This window comes from Pedobacter sp. B4-66, from assembly GCF_018492665.1.
Lineage (GTDB): Bacteria > Bacteroidota > Bacteroidia > Sphingobacteriales > Sphingobacteriaceae > Pedobacter.
The window spans coordinates 351,261-369,614 of sequence record NZ_JAFVME010000009.1; the positions used below are offsets into that span (position 1 = coordinate 351,261).

Genomic DNA, 18,354 nt, shown 5'->3' on the forward strand with positions numbered 1-18,354 from the left:
TCTATAAAGGGGTTGCTTTAACCCCTCATTTTATCAAGTAATGCATTTAGGTCGACTGCTTCCTGCTCCGTTAAATTTGATGAGATAAATACAGAAAGGCTAACTTCCTGATCCATCAGCGCAAGTAACTCCATCCCCTTATCACTAATTCTAATGTCTACAGCACGTTTATCTGTACCATTAGGTTCTTTTACAACCAGTTCTTTTTGCACCAATCTATCTACTATCCTTGAGGTATCACTCATTTTATCAAGCATTCTCGATTTCAGAAGATTTATGGTAGATGGATTAGGATTTTGCCCACGTAAAATCCTGAGAATATTGAATTGTTGAGTGGTTACCTCATAAGGTAAAATAGCCTGTTTCAATTTGTCCGTACACCAATTACTGGTATGGAACACATTTACAATGGCCTGGTGATGAATACTCTCAAATCGCGTGGTTAGCGTTTCTTTCTGCAACTGCATCTTTTCGTTAATTTATTTATTTGGTGGTGTAGCTTTTACTTTTTCCTTTCCAAATCCCCATGGGCAATGTTTACACTTATTTTTACAGCAGTATCCTCGTTTTAGGTGGTAAGCCTCTGTAAAAACCATAAACCCATTCTCATTGAAGTAATAATCTACACCTTCTTTCATCAGTTAAGCAATTTAACTACCAAACTTTTTTCATAATGTTTCTGTAAATGGAACCCATTACCATGATTTGTCCAAACCTGCTTTGGTTTTACTTTCTCGATGGTTAAAACGATATCATTCCAATCTGCATGATCTGATATATACAACTGAATTTCATGATTACTTTGCAAATGCTTCCATCCTGTAGCAAATATCCGGATCACATTAATGGCTTTAAAATAGCTTTTAAAAACCATTGGAGGTACCATGTAGACCATATTGGCATGATTGTTCTTCATTACCTTACGATCGTAGATTTCATACTTTCCAAGATTTACTCCCATTTGCTCATATATTTTCACAAAAGGCAACATACTATGGTGAACAAGTATCCTTTTTTCTGTACAATAATCATTCATCAAACTGATCAGACGTTGACATTTTCCTAAAGCATAAGCCCCAAGCATAATATTGCTTTTTGTGGAGTTCAGTTTAAGTATCTCCTCTTCTGCTACGGGGTGTTGCGTTTCAGGGTCAGCAAATGTTGTTTCAGTGATCAACACATCCGCTTCAACAAACTCTACAGGTTCACAGGTTTTATCAGGTTGCAGCTTATAATCACCGGTATAAAGGTATTTCACTCCTTCATACTCCATTAACACCATCGCAGAACCTAAAATATGTCCTGCTGGGATGAAGCTCACCTTTACACCATTCACATCAAAGCTTTGATGATAGTCCATAATATTGAATTCGCCACCTGCAAACTTTTTATAGCGGTGAAGCATAAACAAAGAGGTTGCTTTTGTGCAATACACATTAATATTGCCCCCAACAGCGTGGTCGCCATGGGCATGAGAAATCACTGCATTTTTTACAGCTTCTTTTGGGTCAAGATAAAAATTACCGTACCTGCAAAACAGACCGGTTTTATCGATCTCTATAAAATCTTCTAATATCATTAAGGTTTGGTATTAAGAAACAGCTGATGAAGATTCATTACCTGAGTAATGAGCGAATCCGTTTCATTGTTATTAATCAGGTAATCAGCCATTTTTATTTTCTTTTCGTCAGTGAACTGCTTATCCATTCTTGCTTTAACCTGATCTTCAGTTACCCCGTCACGTTTCGTTACACGGACTAATTTGAGGGCTAAAGGAGCAGTTACCAGTATATTCTTATCACACATTTTATAAGAGCCGCTTTCAAATAATAAAGCAGCTTCTTTAAGGATATATGGTACATCTTTTGGCAACTTAGTGACCCAGTTATCGAATGCTCTAAAAACTGCGGGGTGCACTAGTGCATTTAATTTTGCCAATTCATCAGCATTATTAAATACGATACCTGCAATGTGTTTATTATTAAGGATGCCACCAGGCAGGTAACTTTCTTCACCAAAAGCATCTTTAACACCTTTAATCAGGATAGCATCATTTACCATGATTTTTTTAGCTACGGTATCAGCATAGAAAACCGGAATACCCAGTGTTTCAAAAATCCTGCAAATAGTAGTCTTCCCACTACCAATTCCCCCTGTAATCCCTACTTTTAACATTACTTTTCTATTATAAAATCAATCTTATCCGGAACAATATTTACCAACTTACAGTACTCGGGAAAGCGGGTTATCTTCACTCTCAATTGATTATGCTTAAGCGATCTCCACTCATCTAAATCGACAACAGCATCTATAAAATTCTCATTGATCTGCTGATACTTGGACAAAGCTACCAAAAAAGTGACTTTAACCTTTTTTGGGTAGAGCTTAACACTATAGTACTCTTTGTTGTTTATAATTCTCAGTGTCAGATCTATTGTTTTTTCAGTAAACTCATCAATCGGCACCTTTACTTCGGCACTGGTTGGAAAAATGCTAACATTCTTCATTGTGTTCTGAGTCATTGCTATCCTTGAAACAGTGGTACCTTGAGCATCTTTGAGTTTTAAAGAATCAGTTGGCCAATCTTTAATTTTCTTAAGTTCTTCTTCAGGGCCTGATAAGGTCACATATTTAGGAATAATTTCAATATCATCTGATACCCCGTACTGTTTTACAAAGGTAAAATCCGACACCAGTTTTACGGGCACTCTTTTTACCGTTCTTTCTGAGAAATCGAAGTAAAGTGTATCTGGCTTTACTGAGATTATCTTTTGTGATGTTTCCAATTGTCTATTTACACTAAACAATTGCTCAGAAAAAAGAATAAAGTTACGATTGTTTAATTTTTCGAGATTGATGGCTATTGATTGAGGTTTAACCCTTAGTCGTGCGAATAGCAACTGCCAACCAGATCCTTCAACCTGCAAATCCACAGTATCTGATTGAAGTGCGTGGAAAGCGCGCTTTTGAGGAAAGTTTTTATAGACCAATACCGTTTTAGCCGTATAAACATATTTATTATTTAATGCCATTAACAACCATGCTCCAATTGCCAATAATAAACAGGTAATTAAAACAAGGAAACGTTTGCGTTCTATTTTTGTAAGCTTTATAAACGGCATAATTGTAAAGTAAACAAACTTAGATAAAAATAAAACAAAAAAGCCGCTTCCGGATGGAAGCGGCTTTAAAAACATTATTTAAGTTATGCCTTTGGAGCGTCAACAGCTTTAGGGGCTGCAGCTTTTGTAGCATCTAAAGAGATTGCAGTTTTATCGAAACGAATTTTTGTACCACCTTCAACTTCAATAAGGAAAGTAGTATCATTCATATCTACAATTCTGCCATGTATACCAGCAGTAGTAACGATTTTGTCTCCTTTTTTCAAATCTTCAACCAATTTTTTATGGTCTTTAGCTTTTTTAACCTGAGGTCTGATCATGAAAAAGTAAAATACTACCATGATTAATACCATTGGCACTAAAGTACTTAACATACTGCTACCACCAGCAGCCTGTAATATTATTGTCGATATCATATTGTTAATTTATAAATTTATTATTCTTTAATCTCTCCGCTTAAGTGTAGTTCAATTGCACTGTTAAGTGCATTTGACTTAACCAAAACCACTTTATCTTGTCTGCCAGTTTTACCTGCGCTATCAAACACTACATTAAGTTCCCCAGCTTGTCCCGGTTTAATTGGCTCTTTTGGTACCTCAGGAACAGTACAACCACAAGTTGCAATGGCATCTTTAATTATTAAAGGCATTTTACCTGTATTTCTGAATTTGAAACTGTAAGAAACCTTTTCACCCTTTTCTATTGTACCAAAGTGATATTTGGTAGTTTCAAAAGTTAATACCGGTCCATCTACCTTACGTATTTCTGCTGCTTTAACAGAGTCTGCTTTTGCTGCAGCTTCTGCAGTATCAATAACAGACGTTGCCGCATCAGCGTTTTTGTCAGTTTTAGATTGGCATGATGCTAATGTTAAAGCAACCGCTGCAAGTAACAAGATTTTCTTCATAAATGTTTATTCTTCTATAAGTCCACGACCAATTTTAGTAATGCTGTTTGTTCTTTTAAGGTCACCCATAATTTTATCCAAGATACCGTTAATAAATGAATTACTTTTCGGCGTACTGTAATCTTTTGATAAATCAAGGTATTCATTAATAGTTACCTTAACTGGAATTGATGGGAAATTAAGCAGTTCGCAAATCGCCATTTTCATCAAAATAGTATCCATCAAAGCAATACGCTCCGACTCCCAGTTCTTGGTGCGTTCTGCAATAAGTGCCTGATAATCTTTGTCATTCCTGAGTGTGTAGATAAACAAATCTTCAACAAATTTGCTATCCTCTTCCCAATCCTGACTAATTGGAGTAAGCTTGTTTGCAAATGCATCTTCTGATGTAAAATTTTTGATAGTTTTAGCAACCATACCCTGCATCACCTCTTTATCAACAGACCAGTTGATAAATTTATCCTCAAAAGCCTGTATAATATTGTGGCTCTTTAGAATAATTTTTCTAAAGATAAATTTGATGATTGTTTTAGATTCTTCTAGACTATTATCTTGATCTGCAAGATATGTAGCGTATTCTGGAGTAACTTTCAAAGTATTGAAAATTGCTTTTACAAATTCCGGATCTGACATCCAGTTAATTTTGTATTTGTTTACAGCAGCAATGAAATCAGGATTATTCTTTAAAGTAATGGCAAACGTGTTGTTCAGCAATTTCAGGTTCGGATTAAGGTCATCCGCAGTAGGTAGGTGCTTATTAGCCCTTTCCAATGCATCAACACCGGTATATTCCGTAACCTCTACTAATAGAGAAAGCATCCAAATGTACATTTCATATACATTATCAATACTGTGCATAAGAGCCTTCTTCGACGAAGCTAAATCTCTTTTGTCTGTCATGTGCCAAGCAAATATATTTTGCAAAGCTTTAATTCTTAAGTGCCTTCTGTTTAACATGAATGTAAGAACGAGTGGTAAATTACCTGTTTATTAAAATGATGATTTTATTTTCTTTATATCTATTATTCTTTGTTCTGCAATGCGATTAGCTGCCCATATAGTCGGGATATTATCCTTCTTAGACATCTTAATTACATTACGTGTTGCATTATAGATGTTCTCCGTAAGTTGCATGGTACGTTTTTTACCATATCCTGTAAGCTCAGAGTAACAGCTGATTAAACCGCCTGCATTGATCAGATAATCGGGAGCAAATAAGATCCCTTTATCTAAAAGTAATTTACCATGCACCTGCTCGTCAGCTAGCTGATTATTGGCAGAACCTGCAATGATAGCAAACTTCATTTTTTCAATGGTTTTAGAATTTACGGTTGCACCAAGAGCGCAAGGAGCGTAAATATCGGCATTTAAACCAAAAATTTTATCTGCAGAGATTGGTTTAGCTTTATAAGTACGGGCTACATGTTGTAAACGATCTTCGTTGATATCGCTGATGTAAACCTCTACATTTTCAGCTCTAAGCAACTCAACCAAATGTTCTCCAACATTACCTATACCTTGCACCACTACCGAGCGACCAGCAAGCATATCAGTACCAAAAACTTCTTTAACACAAGCTTTAATACCTAAAAACACACCTTTAGCTGTTGTTGGTGCAGGATTCCCCGCTCCTCCCAATGACTCAGGAACTCCGGTAACATGTTTAGTTTCCATCTGGATGTATTCCATATCCCTTGTGTTGGTACCAACATCTTCGGCAGTAATGAATTCTCCATTTAAGTTTTTAATGAACCTGCCGTAGCTACGCATCATGGCTTCAGATTTCCCTTTGTAAGAATCGCCAATGATTACCGCATTACCACCACCTAAATTAAGGCCTGTAATGGCAGCTTTATATGTCATTGCTCTAGATAATCTAAGCACATCTTCAAGTGCTTCGGCTTCTGTAGCATAATTCCACATTCTTGTTCCACCTATTGCAGGGCCCAATGTAGTATCATGAATAGCAATAATCGCTCTCAAACCGGTATCGGGATCATTACAATAAACAACCTTTTTATGCCCAGAGGCACCAATTTGATCTAAAACTGAATTTACGATAGAACTATTACCAGACATATAATTTTGTTTATCAGATAAGCCGCAAAACTAGTCAAAAAAACATTATTTACATTGTTTTAACTAAAGTCTTTGAAAAAATTATCACCATTTGGCTAACTTTACCTGCTCATGAAACACCTTCGGTTTTTAAACAAGTACTTTTATAAATATAAATGGTGGATTATTCCAGGAGTTTTCTTTGTGGTTATATCAAATATTTTTGGTGTAATCCCAGCTCAGGTTATTGGTCACGCCTTCAATTTAATTACCGAAAACATCCAGATTTACAGCTTATTTAATGGATTTGAGCGTCGTGAAATTATTTACGACATTTTCTCTTACAGTTTATTGTATTTTGGTGCTCTTGTTTTAGTACTTTATTTGCTAAGGGGGCTGTTCCTTTTCTTTATGCGACAAACTATAATTCTCATGTCGAGGCATATTGAGTACGACATGAAGAACGAAATTTATGCCCATTATCAGGAACTCAGTCTCGGCTTCTATCGCAGAAATAATACAGGCGATTTGATGAACCGAGCAACTGAAGATGTGAACAGGGTTAGAATGTATGTGGGGCCTGCAATTATGTACGCTATAAATACCGGAGTTCTTTTTTTACTAGTTATTTATGCAATGTTCTCTGTAAATGCCACATTAGCTATCTTTTGTTTGCTCCCTTTACCAGCATTGGTTATCATCATTTATTATGTAAATACGCTGATTAACCACAAAAGTGAGCAGATACAAGAGCAACTTTCAAATTTATCGAGTTTTGTACAAGAACGATTTTCGGGTATCAGAGTAATAAAATCCTATGTCCGTGAGGGACATACCAAAAAAGTTTTTGCTGCTGAGAGCGAAGGCTATAAGAACAGTGCAATGAGCTTGGTTAAAGTGCAAGCGCTGTTTTATCCGACAATGCTCCTATTGGTAGGTTTAAGTACTATCCTCACCATCTATGTTGGTGGGAAGCAAGTAATTGACGGATCAATAACACCCGGAAATATCGCTGAGTTTATTGTATATGTCAATCAGCTTACTTTTCCTGTCTCCATGCTTGGATGGGTAACCACATTGATACAGAGGGCATCTGCATCGCAAAAAAGAATTAACGAGTTTTTACAACTCAAACCAGATATTACCTCCGATACTCAGGAAAAAAGAGTCATAAATGGAAATATCAAGTTCGAAAACGTAAGCTTCACCTATCCTGATACCGGCATCACAGCTTTAAAAAATGTAAGCTTTGAGATTGAGCAGGGACAATTTGTGGCAATTATTGGCCGTACAGGATCTGGAAAATCTACCCTAGCCAATCTACTCATGAGAATGTATGATGTAGACGGAGGAAAAATAGTAATTGACCACAAGGCCTTAAAAGACCTTAATTTGCAAGATTATCGTAACCAGATAGGATTTGTGCCACAGGAGGTATTTTTGTTTTCGGATACTATAAAAAACAACATTGCCTTTGGTCTTGATGCTGTTAATGACCAGAAAGTTGAAACCGCAGCAAGAAATGCTGCCGTTTATCACAACATCATCGACTTTGAGCTTAAATTCGAAACCATGCTCGGAGAAAGAGGTATTACCCTTTCTGGCGGACAAAAACAGCGTGTTTCTATTGCCCGTGCATTAATAAAAGAACCAAAGATTCTGATATTTGATGATTGTCTTTCTGCCGTTGATACCAGAACTGAAGAAGAGATTCTAAATAATCTAGGTAGAATCATGAATGACAAGACCAGTATCCTTATTGCCCACCGAATTTCTACTATAAAAAATGCTGACAAAATCTTAGTTCTTGATGATGGTCAGATCATTGAACAGGGTACACATAACGAATTATTACAAAAAGGTGGTGCTTATGCAGAAATGTATCAGAACCAATTACTTGAAGAAGAAAGTCAATCTGTGTAATTTCTATTTTGAACTTTGGTAATTATTCCTTTATATTTACCCGAACCAAAACCAAGAGCTATAGCAACCATGGGAGAATTTGACAACAAAGAGAGAGAAGAGGTTTTTTCAAAGAAAGTAAGAGCTGGTAAAAGAACTTATTTTTTCGACGTAAAAGCAACAAGATCAGGAGATTACTACTTAACCTTAACCGAAAGTAAAAAAAGACTTGAAGATGGCGTTTTTGTAAAACACAAAATCTTTTTATACAAAGAGGATTTCGAGAAATTTGCTGAAGGATTAAATGAGACTGTTGATTACATTAAAAGTCATCAGGATGTGGTAGAAAAACGTTATGAATACTCTGAGAACCACGAAGGAGCCGGAACGCGAGTTCAAAACGACGACTTTTCATTTTAAGAAAAATAATAGAAAAACGCCCTGTTTGCTAACTGCGAACAGGGCGTTTTTTATTTAAAATACTTTTTGCTGTTTAGTTTTTTATTGCTCAGGCATGTAACTCGTCAGACTCAACTCAGACTCAGGTCAGAGTCTGGTAGGACTACAGTCTATTCAAAGCCACCTTTAATTCCTAATGTAATTACAGATCAGTCTCTTATTAAATAATCAATTAAGCAAACAGATCCAATACTGGCTTACCCAAGCCATCAGGCGTAGTATAAAACGGTCTTTTTTCTACTAAATAATTAGTATCTGGCGAAATACCAAGCGCATGATAAATGGTTTGGTGAACCTGATCTATCACTATAGGGTTTTCTATCGTTTTACATGGCCTTTCGTCGGCAGTTTTACCATATACACTCCCTTTTTTTATGCCCCCACCAAACATTAGCATCGACCCCCCTTCAGTAAAATGACGGTGCATACCATAGTTTTTTATATCCTGAATGATATCAGGTTGTTCTACCTGTTCCTGTACTTTAGCGTCCGGACGGCCTTCGACCATCATATCTCTGCTAAATTCACTTGCAAGAATTACAAGAGTGCGATCTAACCGACCACTCTTCTCTAAATCTTTAATCAGCTGAGCTATCGGGCCATCTATTTGCTTTTTCATATCTATTAGGCGAGTATAGCCATTATCATGAGTATCCCAACCCTTAAATGGCTCGTATTCAGTTGTTACACTAATAAAACGCGCACCTTGTTCTGCAAGTCGGCGTGCCATTAGGCAGCCTAATCCAAACTTACCGGTATTATAAATGTCATAGCTTTCTTTAGGTTCCTGACTCAAATCAAAAGCCTTAGCTTCTGGAGATTTCAAAAGAATATAAGCCTGTTCCATTGATCTTTTTAAGGATTCCTTTTGGTAATCACTTCCATATTCTCCCAGCGGACTTTTGCTGATCAGATCGTAATAAAGTTTGTTTCTTTTTTCAAATCTGCTCGACGACATACCTACCGGTGGTTGCACGCTTTCTAGCCCGGCAGAAGGATCTGGAATTAAAAATGGGCCAAATTCATTGCCTAAAAAACCTGCAGTGTGAAAGGCTTTTAGCTCTTCGCCCTCTCCTAGAGTAAAACGCTGTCCTATATCTATAAAAGCTGGAATTACCGGATTTAGTGGCCCTAATTCTTTAGCTATCCAGGATCCAAGATGGGGAGCCGAAACAGATTGAGGTGGCTTATAACACGTGTGCCAGTGATATTGATGTCTGGAATGCAAAATATGTCCCATATCACCAGCCTTATACGAGCGGATCAAAGTTCCCTTATCCATCACTTTCCCGATAGACTCTAGCCCTTCAGAAAAGTTAATCCCATCTAAAATAGTAGGCACAGATTTAAAGGTACTTAATACACTATTTGCCTGCATACCTTTGGTAAATGGCGTATATTTTTTTGGATCAAAGGTGTCTGTATGTGCCATACCTCCTGCCATCCACAGTAAAATAACGGTATCTGCAGTTGAAGTATTATTTTTGCCAATGCATGAGGATAGCAAATTGGTTAGAGGAATACCAGCAGCCATTGCAGCTAAAGTTGCAGCACTCGTATTCTTTAAAAAATCTCTTCTATTCCAACTCATCTTTATAAGATTATATTTAAGTTAAGCATAATTCGGGTTAATAGATAATCTGAAATTCGGGCAATAATACAATAGCCCAGAATAAATCTTGTATCGCATCAACATCCGGGGATTTGCCAAGCGCCTGTTTGGCTACTTTAAATTCATTTTCAACAGGTTCCCGACCTAATGTTTTTAAGTAAATTTCTTTAATGAGCACATCAGTGTTCGGATAGTTTGCTTTCCATCGCTCTGCTCCGGTTTTTAACACATTATTGAACATCACACCATTGGTTAGTTCCAGTGCCTGCAATAAGTTAGCCTGCGACTCTCTGCTGGTTGCAACGGTTTCTCTATTAGGTCTACCTAAAGCGGTTAAAAAACCATTATTTGCAACTAAAGACGCTCTGATAAAGGTTGGTTTTGCTTGTAATTTACCCTTAATGGCTTCAGCAAATGGATTGTACCTCAAATTTGAATCAGCAAATACAGGTGTGATCACACTACTTACCACATCGGTGAACTGCTCGGCCGACATTCTTTTGCGAACCATTCCTTTAAATTTATAGTTTGGATTATTAACCATAGCAACCTCTTTAAAGCCTATTGAAGGAAGCTGATAGGTGTTGGAGGTGGCAATCTGATAGATCAATTCCTTTAAATCAGCTTTCTTGGCAACAAAATTAAACGCCATCCAATCGAGCAGATCCTGACTCCATGGTTCATTGTCCATAATATCAACAGGTTCAACTAAACCACGTCCCATTAGCTGTGCCCATACCCGGTTTACTATGGTACGATAGAGTCTTCCATCTTCTGGTCTAACTAAATTTTCGGCTAATTGTTTGCGCTTTTCTGCTACTGAAGCCTTAGCATCGATAGCACCAAGTTCTTTCCAAAGCATTCTCGCATCCACAAATTTCCCTGTAGGCTTATCGCAACGATTAATTTCCAGTGTAGTATCAGCAAAAATGTTAGCAAAGGCATAGGCATCTTCCAGCTTTAAATCGCTGATAAAACTGTTGTGACAAGAGGCGCATTTTAAATTAAGTCCTAAAAATACCTGCGAAACATTTTGAGCAGCCTGCATTTCTGTTCTTTGACTTGAATTAACTACGCCGCGCCATTTTATACCTTCTACAAATCCTTTTGACTGTTCTGTAGGGTTAATCAATTCTTTTACAAACTGGTCATAAGGTTTGTTTGCTTTTAGAGATTTAAACAACCAATCTGTAATGTTAAAGCGACCACCGGTAATATATCCCGTTCCGGAGTAATCGTTTCTTAAAGCATCATTCCAAAAACTTAACCAATGCAATGCATAATCATTGTCAAGACTTAAAAGTTTTTTAACCCACAAAGCCCTTTTGTTTGGTCTGGTATCTTTCGAAAATGCATCCTGATCGGCCGGTGTAGGCAATAACCCTATGATATCTAGATATATTCTTCTCAGATAAATCTTGTCATCTACCAGTGCCGGCCACGATATTTTATTCTTTTTAAAATAGTCGTTTGTCCACAAATCAACAGGGTTTGTCAGGTTATTTGAAGTTGCAGGAAGAACCGGATTACGGGGCTCCAGCTTAGCCACTCTAAAAACAGTAGCTTTACTGCCGTCTTCTGGCCAAGGCGCCCCTTTTGCTATCCAAAAGCGAACTATATCGATGTCCTTTTGCGAAAGTTTTCCTCCTTTAGATGGCATGATATCTTCATGATCGGCAGGAAGGGAAATACGCTTATACAATTCACTTTCTTCAGGTTTTCCGGGTATAATAACCGGTCCGTTTTCTCCACCTTTAAAGGCAACATGTTTGCCGTCGAGTCTTAAATCTCCTTTTACTTTTTCTGCACCATGGCATTTATAGCAATTATGAGCAAGTATGGCTCTTACCTCTGTACTTAATTCTACCTCCTGTTTTTTATCAAGTTTAGTGGTATCGGCAGCTTTGGCTTTAAAAGCAACAAAGTCAAACTTCTGAGTTGGTTTAGTTTCTTTATGGTCCTTACTCCAAGGCAAAGTGCTGGTAAGGAAATCACCACCGTGTGTTAAATTAGCACCAAAGTGCCCTGCTACAGAAACACCAATAGCGGTAAAAAACAGCAGCCCGCGGTAAACTATAATTTGTTTAAACTTATCTTTTTTGCGAATCTGATAAAGAGAAATTAGGGTTAACACACCAAGAGCTGCTGTTGTAAACCCAATCCATTGGTGTAATGTTAATACATTACCACTATAATCGCCATTTTTATATAGCAACCAACCTAAAACAGCAGAAATTATTGCAGCAAGTGATCCTGCTATAATTAAAGCATCAATACCGTGACGGAGTTTTGAGTTAAAGTTTTTTAGAGTGAACAACTCCAGTATAGCAGCAAATAAAAGCAAGGCAACAGGAAAATGCACTGCCAATGGATGCAAATGCCCTAAAAAATCCCAAAGCCAGAATGCCAGGTACTGTAACAACATAATCAGATTTTTATATTTGGTGTTAAAAAAATGAGGTTTATCAAAAAAGTAAACTCGTCATTCTGAAATCCTAATATCTTAAAAAAGATGCTAAGAATAACAATAACCGTATTGGTTAAGCGCTCGTCCTGCCGAATTTATTTCAGCTTGTCGCAAAAGAAGGGCGAACTTACAATTGCGAAATCTTAGCCTTCCTTCCCTGAGGTTCTGCAGCTGGGCCGGGCTAAGATAACGAAAGCTTAAACTCTGTCATTGATAGTTTGTTTCAGAATGACGAGACGTAGAATAGCTTAGCTATTGTACCTTTTTGAAAAGCCTCATAAATTAATTAAATATCAGATTATATTTTTTTATCAGCAACCTGTGCTGTCCTGTTCTGTTTATTTATTTTCTATTTTAACTGAACGCCCTGATTTGCCTTCAGTATTAAACACACTTAATTTTATCGTTCCTTTTGTATCAACAGGTGCGGCGTAAATGCTACTATTTGCTGCTGGCTCAGTTCCATCTGTAGTGTAACGGATTACAAAACCAGGTAACTGTACATTGGCAACCACTTTACCGTTCTCAATTACTACTCCCGGAGTTGGGATACGGTAATTATATCCACCTGAATAATGATTTAGTCTCGGCAATTCTTTTTTACCAAGAATATTTACAAATTCTGACCATGCCTGACTATAAAGAGCTCCACTTTTTGCAGCATCGGTTTCTGTCGCCCATTCCGGATTTTTTGCCCAAGCTCTTTCTGCAACGCCAAATAATTTTGGCAAAAGCATATACTCAAACCTTTCCGGAGTTTTAATGATTTCACTCCATAAAGGCGACTGAATACCTACAATATTAGATTTTCCAAATTCAGTTAGCACAGTTTTTCCTTCTAGAGCTTTTTTATCTATAGGATTACCGCTTTCATCTTCCTTTAAATTTTTAAATAGTTCATAAGGAACAAAATAATAGGGCTTATCTACATCAACATAACCTCCCCAATACTGACCAGTTTCATTAAAACTTTTATTTGTTGCCAAATCGAGGTAAAGATTAGTAACACAGGTAAGCACAACTTTGTAACCGGCATTGGCTAATTTATAGGCCAAATCTTCGTTTCCACTTAAATTATTCCATACATCGGCATGAAAGTTCTCTTTGGCAAAACGATCATCAAGTACCATTTTCTTTTCTCCATTTACCAATGCTTTGCGTAATCCTATTTCTTCCCAGCCCGACAAATACAATTGTTTTGACTTAAGCATCTTGTTTACTTTGTCGAAATAATAATGCCACATTTCATCTACACCTTCAATTGAAGTATCACTTTTGAGTAAGTTGGCAACCGCAGGAGATTTCTCCCATACCCCTCTCGGAACTTCATCACCACCGAAGTGAATTGTGGCTAAGGGTGCGTCTGCTTCGTTATACATTAAGCGTATTTCGTCAACTACTTTTTCAAGGAAATTGTATGCTGATGGCATTGCTACATTAATCACATTATCTTTCCATCCCTGAACAGATTCATAAACTGATTTATCATTCAAATCACGTAGCAAGTATTGAACAGCTTGCTCCTTTTTACCTTCTTTCATTAACCTTTCATATCTGGCATCCATTGATTTAATGGCAGCTCTGGCATGACCAGGAGTTTCAATCTCCGGGATTACACGGATATGCCTTGCAGCGGCATATTTAAGAATCTCGATAAAATCAGCTCTGGTATAAAATCCACTTCCTGAATTTACACCAATATCAGCCCCAGACCCATAAGATGGGAGAATATTTTTCTCATCATTTACAGTATGGCCTCTTTGTGAGCCCACAGTAGTAAGTTCAGGCAGACCTTGAATCTCTAATCGCCAACCTTCATCATCATTTAAGTGAAAATGAAGTACATTCATTTTATAAATGGCCATCACATCCAAAGCTTTCAGCACTTGTTTTTTCGATTGAAAATTCCTTGCTACATCCATCATAAAACCCCGAAATCCAAACCGGGGAGCATCCTCAATTTCTACTGCAGGTACTGCAATTTCTTTTTGAATAGCTCCCCAAGATGTGGAAGGGAGTAATGTTTTTAAAGATTGTATGCCATAAAATGCACCGGCAGGTTCGGCAGCGGTTATCACTATTCTATCAGGTGTAACACTTAATTTATAGGATTCGCTACCACTTACATTTCCTTTTTTGATTACAATCATACGCTTAGTCTCAGCTTGAACAAGAGCAGGTCTTTTGCCTAAGATGGCCGACAGTTCATCAGCAAATTGGTTTGCCTCATTCTTAAATTCAATTTCGGCTGCTATAGATACTCCAGATGTTAGTTTAAATACACCCTCTCCTTCTTTATAGGAAACAGGGGTTGGAAAAACTTTTGGTAGTTTATCCAAGGGAATGTCCTTTATTTGTTTGTTTTGGTCAAATACATGAGCCGCTACTTCTGTCTCTACTTTTTCAACTTGTTGAACAGGATTTACATTGGTATTGCTAATATTATATCCTTTTGAAGGTACTTTATCCCAAACCAGATAAAAACCCGAAGAGAGATCCGTAATATTTTTGATCTCAGTAGAAAGGACTTTAATCTTTTTAGATGCCCCAGGTTTTAAAGTAGGAAAACCTTTTAAAGGATACAACTTAAAAAGATCTCCGTTAACATATTTTATCCTTGCGTTAAGGCTGTCAGTACCTGTAACACTTATAGGTCTGGAGTTAAAATAAATACTCCATCCTCCAGCGGGCAAGGTTTGTTTTCCATTATTGGTTATTGTTAATACCGACAGAGTCATATCATCAATATTGTTCAATACCTCTCTTGTAATGTGAAGGTTACTCACTTTAAAAGACGATACCGATTGTGCATCAGCACCTTTAAAACCACTAAAAATTAGTGCAACTAGAATACAGAATTTCTTCATTTTGATTAATAACTAAACGCGGATATATATATTTCTTTTATCAAGGATGTAACCAACCAGCCAACAGGTAAGCATAAAGCAGATTGCAAAAAGCAATGAACCAACTGGTCCAGGTACAATGACCTGAAAAAACCTGCTGCTTATCCATTCGTTAAAATTAAGACCAGGGAAAATTACGCCGATAATGGTTAACAGTACTTCTGAAACAATGTAAATGAACAATGGATTTTTCCCAAAGACAGTAAAAAAGCTCGTCCATTTTGTATAAGACTTCACCTCTACAACGTAAATCAGTGCGCCAATAATTACTAAATCCAAACCACAGGTTATCAAAACAAATGAACTTGTCCATAGCTTTTTGTTTATTGGAAATACTGGATTCAGGCATATAGCGATCAATATTAATACACCGCCTGCTAATAATAACCTGGAAATTGTTTCGAAACCCTTTCCTTTTTCTTGTATGAATTTACCTGCTAAATACCCAATAATCACATTTACACAAGAAGGTATTGTACTCAATATTCCTTCCGGATCAAAGGCGATGCCTTCGCCATGGTACATATGTTTATCTCCTAATACATATAAATCCAGATACTGACCTGCATTTCCAGTCATACTAAAAGGATCAGCAGCATCTCCAAATAATAACAGCGCTGCCCAATAGCCTAATAAGAACAAAACACCAACAATGACTACACTCTTTGTACTTAAGTAATGAATTAGTAACGAGACAATGCAATAGCAAAGCGCTATTCGCTGCAAAACTCCTAATATGCGTGTATTTGCTATAGGTGATAAGCTGATACCTCCACCCTCATTATAACTAAAAAAAGGAAACCAATACATCAGATACCCTAAGAGAAATATAAGTAGAGTGCGCTTAAATATTTTTGCCAATACTGCTGAGTTTTCCATCTGGGTGAATTTTTTCATTGAGAAACTCATGGCATTTCCGACAGCAAATAAGAAAGAGGGAAATACAAGATCTGTTGGTGTAAAACCATGCCATGCTGCGTGGTTCAGCATGGCAAAAGGTTGTGCTCCGCTACCGGGTGTGTTCACGATAATCATGAAACAGACGGTCATACCCCGAAATACGTCGAGGGATAAAAAACGTTGTGGTTGGTTCATTGTTTTAGGTTATGTTCAGATTAATTATATCCTGGATTCTGTTTTAAAACCGGTGCTCCATTAGCTTGACTTAAGTCTATCTGGCGCTGTGGTATTGGGTAGTAGTCATTCTTGCCCTTAAAAAATTTACCATTCCTCACATCAGAAGTAATTTTCCCTTGATAGCTAAAATAGGCATTTAATTCCTGATCGGCTATACCCCAACGTACCAAATCAAAGAAACGATGACCTTCCATTGCCAACTCTATTTTTCTTTCGTAATAAACGGATTTTAAAGCATAATCCTTACCCTGACTTGCAAAATTTCCGACTGGATACTCATTGATTTTATAATTGGCTGCCGGTTCATCAGAAAACCCGGCTGCTGGGTCTTCATCATCCTTATACTTAAATAACCAACTTTCGTGATCTGCAGCTCTGGCTCTAACTCGGTTTACATATTCCTCAGCTTTGCCTAAACCTCCCAATTCAGCTTCACATTCGGCCGCCATTAAAAGTACATCTGCAAAACGGATAATTGAATAGTTAACAGCTGTTCCCGGCGCCCATGTACCTTGGTCTCCATCGCTGTCGGCTGTTGCACTCCAGTAAACGTTCTTTTTTGGCCCGTATGGTCCGCCGTAACTCTGGTCTCTCGCCCATGGTTTGCCCGGATAGATTCCCCAATCGTGATAAGGTATACCACGACGGCCTGCAGTCCAATCCAACCGCGGATCAAGAGTTCCTTCATCCGGAGTAAAATCTTCATCACCATCTACTCCCATATCTGTTTTTATAGGGAAATTATTGAAGGTCGTAAGATAAGGCAAGCCTGTAGTTGGGTTTGTACGAAAATGGTTAATCAGATCTATTGATGGCTGAAAGAATCCGCAGCAACTGAAAGGACTTCCATCACCGTAAGGGAAATTAAGCATGTCGCCATTATTGGCATTTGATGGGCCAGATGGATCTGCATTTGCAGCCATTTGGATTACAAAAACTGCTTCAGGATTATCTTCGGCACTAGGAAGCCAGTTGTCTTCGAATTTTTTATTCAAATCATACTTTAAGCCCGAACTGGTTTGACCTTGTGTAATAACGGCATCAAATATAGGTTTAGCCAGATCAAATTTATGTTGATATAGATAAGCCTTTGCTAAGTATGCTCCTGCAGCCCATTTGTTTGCCCTTCCTACTTCAGGTTGAGTTGGGAGCAGGTTATCATAAGCATATTTAAGATCTTCAGTAATTTTTGGCCAGATATCCACATTATTAGGTTGATTAAAATTGGTTGTGGTTTCATCAATCCAGGGAACCATGTTCCACATCTTCTTTAACTCGAAATAATAGTGACCACGTAAAAAACGTGCTTGTGCGCCTATATTTTTACGCTCGGCATCGCTTAAATCTGTAGCTTTTGCCATGAACTTTAAAACATTATTGGTACGTGTTACACCTTCATAAAGTGCTTTCCATTTGCCATCATAAAAGGCATTGGTTGCTCCTGAGTAAAAATTAGCAATTGGATCAATAGCCGGCTGATCGGCTCCATCGCTTCCTTTGGAAGCATCACCACCTACTACAGATCCGAAAACCCAGTTGGTTGGTGAAGCTTGCCATGCATCTCCGCCTCCAAGTGCGACATCCCCACCCTCCATACCATCTAAAGCAGCATAAGCACCTATTAACAATCCATTTACGCCATTTTTATTAGCGACAAGCTCTTCTGACAATGAGCCCAAAGGTGGTTGTATTAATGCCTTTTTACAAGAATAAAATAGTTGTGCTATAAACATAAGTCCAACTAAGAATATGTATGTTGATTTTTTCATTTCCTTAAACCATTA

General features: G+C 37.6%; 16 protein-coding genes. 2 read left to right on the plus strand and 14 right to left on the minus strand.

All coding sequences use genetic code 11. From position 1 onward, the window contains the following. Positions 1–17: 17 nt before the first annotated feature. From J1905_RS16540 to J1905_RS16580, 9 genes are all read right to left on the minus strand, one after another. Positions 18–467, minus strand: coding sequence for a MarR family winged helix-turn-helix transcriptional regulator (locus tag J1905_RS16540; RefSeq protein WP_214228392.1), 450 nt, complete (start codon positions 465–467; stop codon positions 18–20). A 12-nt stretch (positions 468–479) separates the two neighbouring features. After that, positions 480–638: a C1orf53 family protein gene (locus J1905_RS16545; RefSeq protein ID WP_158270779.1), complete on the minus strand. Its 159-nt coding sequence runs from the start codon at positions 636–638 to the stop codon at positions 480–482. Beyond that, positions 638–1,579: an MBL fold metallo-hydrolase gene (locus J1905_RS16550; RefSeq protein WP_214228393.1), complete on the minus strand. Its 942-nt coding sequence runs from the start codon at positions 1,577–1,579 to the stop codon at positions 638–640. Before J1905_RS16550 ends, J1905_RS16545 begins: the two co-directional genes overlap by 1 nt. Then, on the minus strand, positions 1,579–2,175 hold the full coding sequence (gene coaE, locus J1905_RS16555; RefSeq protein ID WP_214228394.1) for a dephospho-CoA kinase: 597 nt from the start codon (positions 2,173–2,175) through the stop codon (positions 1,579–1,581). Before coaE ends, J1905_RS16550 begins: the two co-directional genes overlap by 1 nt. Continuing rightward, positions 2,175–3,122 carry a YbbR-like domain-containing protein gene (locus J1905_RS16560; RefSeq protein WP_214228395.1) on the minus strand — a complete coding sequence of 316 codons (948 nt, stop codon included), beginning with the start codon at positions 3,120–3,122 and terminating at the stop codon, positions 2,175–2,177. Before J1905_RS16560 ends, coaE begins: the two co-directional genes overlap by 1 nt. An 83-nt stretch (positions 3,123–3,205) precedes the next feature. Then, on the minus strand, positions 3,206–3,538 hold the full coding sequence (gene yajC / locus J1905_RS16565) for a preprotein translocase subunit YajC (RefSeq protein WP_173091386.1): 333 nt from the start codon (positions 3,536–3,538) through the stop codon (positions 3,206–3,208). 20 nt (positions 3,539–3,558) lie between these two features. Beyond that, complete coding sequence (locus J1905_RS16570) at positions 3,559–4,029, minus strand: DUF1573 domain-containing protein (protein WP_214228396.1); 471 nt, start codon at positions 4,027–4,029, stop codon at positions 3,559–3,561. A gap of 6 nt (positions 4,030–4,035) precedes the next feature. Further along, complete coding sequence (gene nusB, locus J1905_RS16575; protein ID WP_214228397.1) at positions 4,036–4,986, minus strand: transcription antitermination factor NusB; 951 nt, start codon at positions 4,984–4,986, stop codon at positions 4,036–4,038. 33 nt (positions 4,987–5,019) lie between these two features. Then, complete coding sequence (locus J1905_RS16580; RefSeq protein WP_214228398.1) at positions 5,020–6,108, minus strand: Glu/Leu/Phe/Val family dehydrogenase; 1,089 nt, start codon at positions 6,106–6,108, stop codon at positions 5,020–5,022. A 111-nt stretch (positions 6,109–6,219) separates the two neighbouring features. On the opposite strand from J1905_RS16580, the gene J1905_RS16585 reads away from it, so the two are divergent. Then, positions 6,220–8,010 (plus strand): ABC transporter ATP-binding protein, encoded by a 1,791-nt coding sequence (locus J1905_RS16585; RefSeq protein WP_214228399.1) that lies wholly within the window; start codon positions 6,220–6,222, stop codon positions 8,008–8,010. A gap of 69 nt (positions 8,011–8,079) precedes the next feature. Next, entirely contained in the window at positions 8,080–8,409 is a 330-nt protein-coding gene (locus tag J1905_RS16590) for a DUF3276 family protein (protein ID WP_173091381.1), read from the plus strand. Between the two features lie 211 nt (positions 8,410–8,620). Here J1905_RS16590 and J1905_RS16595 read toward each other — a convergent pair whose 3' ends face one another. From J1905_RS16595 to J1905_RS16615, 5 genes are all read right to left on the minus strand, one after another. After that, the gene (locus J1905_RS16595) at positions 8,621–10,039 is read right to left on the minus strand and encodes a DUF1501 domain-containing protein (RefSeq protein ID WP_214228442.1); all 1,419 of its coding nucleotides are present in this window, start codon (positions 10,037–10,039) and stop codon (positions 8,621–8,623) included. A gap of 37 nt (positions 10,040–10,076) precedes the next feature. Continuing rightward, positions 10,077–12,485, minus strand: coding sequence for a DUF1549 domain-containing protein (locus tag J1905_RS16600; RefSeq protein ID WP_214228400.1), 2,409 nt, complete (start codon positions 12,483–12,485; stop codon positions 10,077–10,079). A 380-nt stretch (positions 12,486–12,865) separates the two neighbouring features. Continuing rightward, a complete protein-coding gene (locus J1905_RS16605) occupies positions 12,866–15,394 on the minus strand; it encodes a beta-N-acetylhexosaminidase (protein ID WP_214228401.1) in 2,529 nt (842 codons plus the stop codon). A gap of 12 nt (positions 15,395–15,406) precedes the next feature. Continuing rightward, positions 15,407–16,528, minus strand: a complete 1,122-nt coding sequence (locus tag J1905_RS16610; protein WP_214228402.1) for an acyltransferase family protein — start codon at positions 16,526–16,528, stop codon at positions 15,407–15,409. Positions 16,529–16,548: 20 nt separating this feature from the next. Next, complete coding sequence (locus tag J1905_RS16615; protein WP_214228403.1) at positions 16,549–18,339, minus strand: RagB/SusD family nutrient uptake outer membrane protein; 1,791 nt, start codon at positions 18,337–18,339, stop codon at positions 16,549–16,551. Positions 18,340–18,354: the final 15 nt, after the last annotated feature.

Excerpts from the sequence above, each read along its gene's own strand:
- J1905_RS16540 (WP_214228392.1), bottom strand. The coding sequence starts at position 467 with ATGCAGTTGCAGAAAGAAACGCTAACCACGCGATTTGAGAGTATTCAT.
- J1905_RS16545 (WP_158270779.1), bottom strand. The coding sequence starts at position 638 with ATGAAAGAAGGTGTAGATTATTACTTCAATGAGAATGGGTTTATGGTT.
- J1905_RS16550 (WP_214228393.1), bottom strand. The coding sequence starts at position 1,579 with ATGATATTAGAAGATTTTATAGAGATCGATAAAACCGGTCTGTTTTGC.
- coaE (WP_214228394.1), bottom strand. The coding sequence starts at position 2,175 with ATGTTAAAAGTAGGGATTACAGGGGGAATTGGTAGTGGGAAGACTACT.
- J1905_RS16560 (WP_214228395.1), bottom strand. The coding sequence starts at position 3,122 with ATGCCGTTTATAAAGCTTACAAAAATAGAACGCAAACGTTTCCTTGTT.
- yajC (WP_173091386.1), bottom strand. The coding sequence starts at position 3,538 with ATGATATCGACAATAATATTACAGGCTGCTGGTGGTAGCAGTATGTTA.
- J1905_RS16570 (WP_214228396.1), bottom strand. The coding sequence starts at position 4,029 with ATGAAGAAAATCTTGTTACTTGCAGCGGTTGCTTTAACATTAGCATCA.
- nusB (WP_214228397.1), bottom strand. The coding sequence starts at position 4,986 with ATGTTAAACAGAAGGCACTTAAGAATTAAAGCTTTGCAAAATATATTT.
- J1905_RS16580 (WP_214228398.1), bottom strand. The coding sequence starts at position 6,108 with ATGTCTGGTAATAGTTCTATCGTAAATTCAGTTTTAGATCAAATTGGT.
- J1905_RS16585 (WP_214228399.1), top strand. The coding sequence starts at position 6,220 with ATGAAACACCTTCGGTTTTTAAACAAGTACTTTTATAAATATAAATGG.
- J1905_RS16590 (WP_173091381.1), top strand. The coding sequence starts at position 8,080 with ATGGGAGAATTTGACAACAAAGAGAGAGAAGAGGTTTTTTCAAAGAAA.
- J1905_RS16595 (WP_214228442.1), bottom strand. The coding sequence starts at position 10,039 with ATGAGTTGGAATAGAAGAGATTTTTTAAAGAATACGAGTGCTGCAACT.
- J1905_RS16600 (WP_214228400.1), bottom strand. The coding sequence starts at position 12,485 with ATGTTGTTACAGTACCTGGCATTCTGGCTTTGGGATTTTTTAGGGCAT.
- J1905_RS16605 (WP_214228401.1), bottom strand. The coding sequence starts at position 15,394 with ATGAAGAAATTCTGTATTCTAGTTGCACTAATTTTTAGTGGTTTTAAA.
- J1905_RS16610 (WP_214228402.1), bottom strand. The coding sequence starts at position 16,528 with ATGAACCAACCACAACGTTTTTTATCCCTCGACGTATTTCGGGGTATG.
- J1905_RS16615 (WP_214228403.1), bottom strand. The coding sequence starts at position 18,339 with ATGAAAAAATCAACATACATATTCTTAGTTGGACTTATGTTTATAGCA.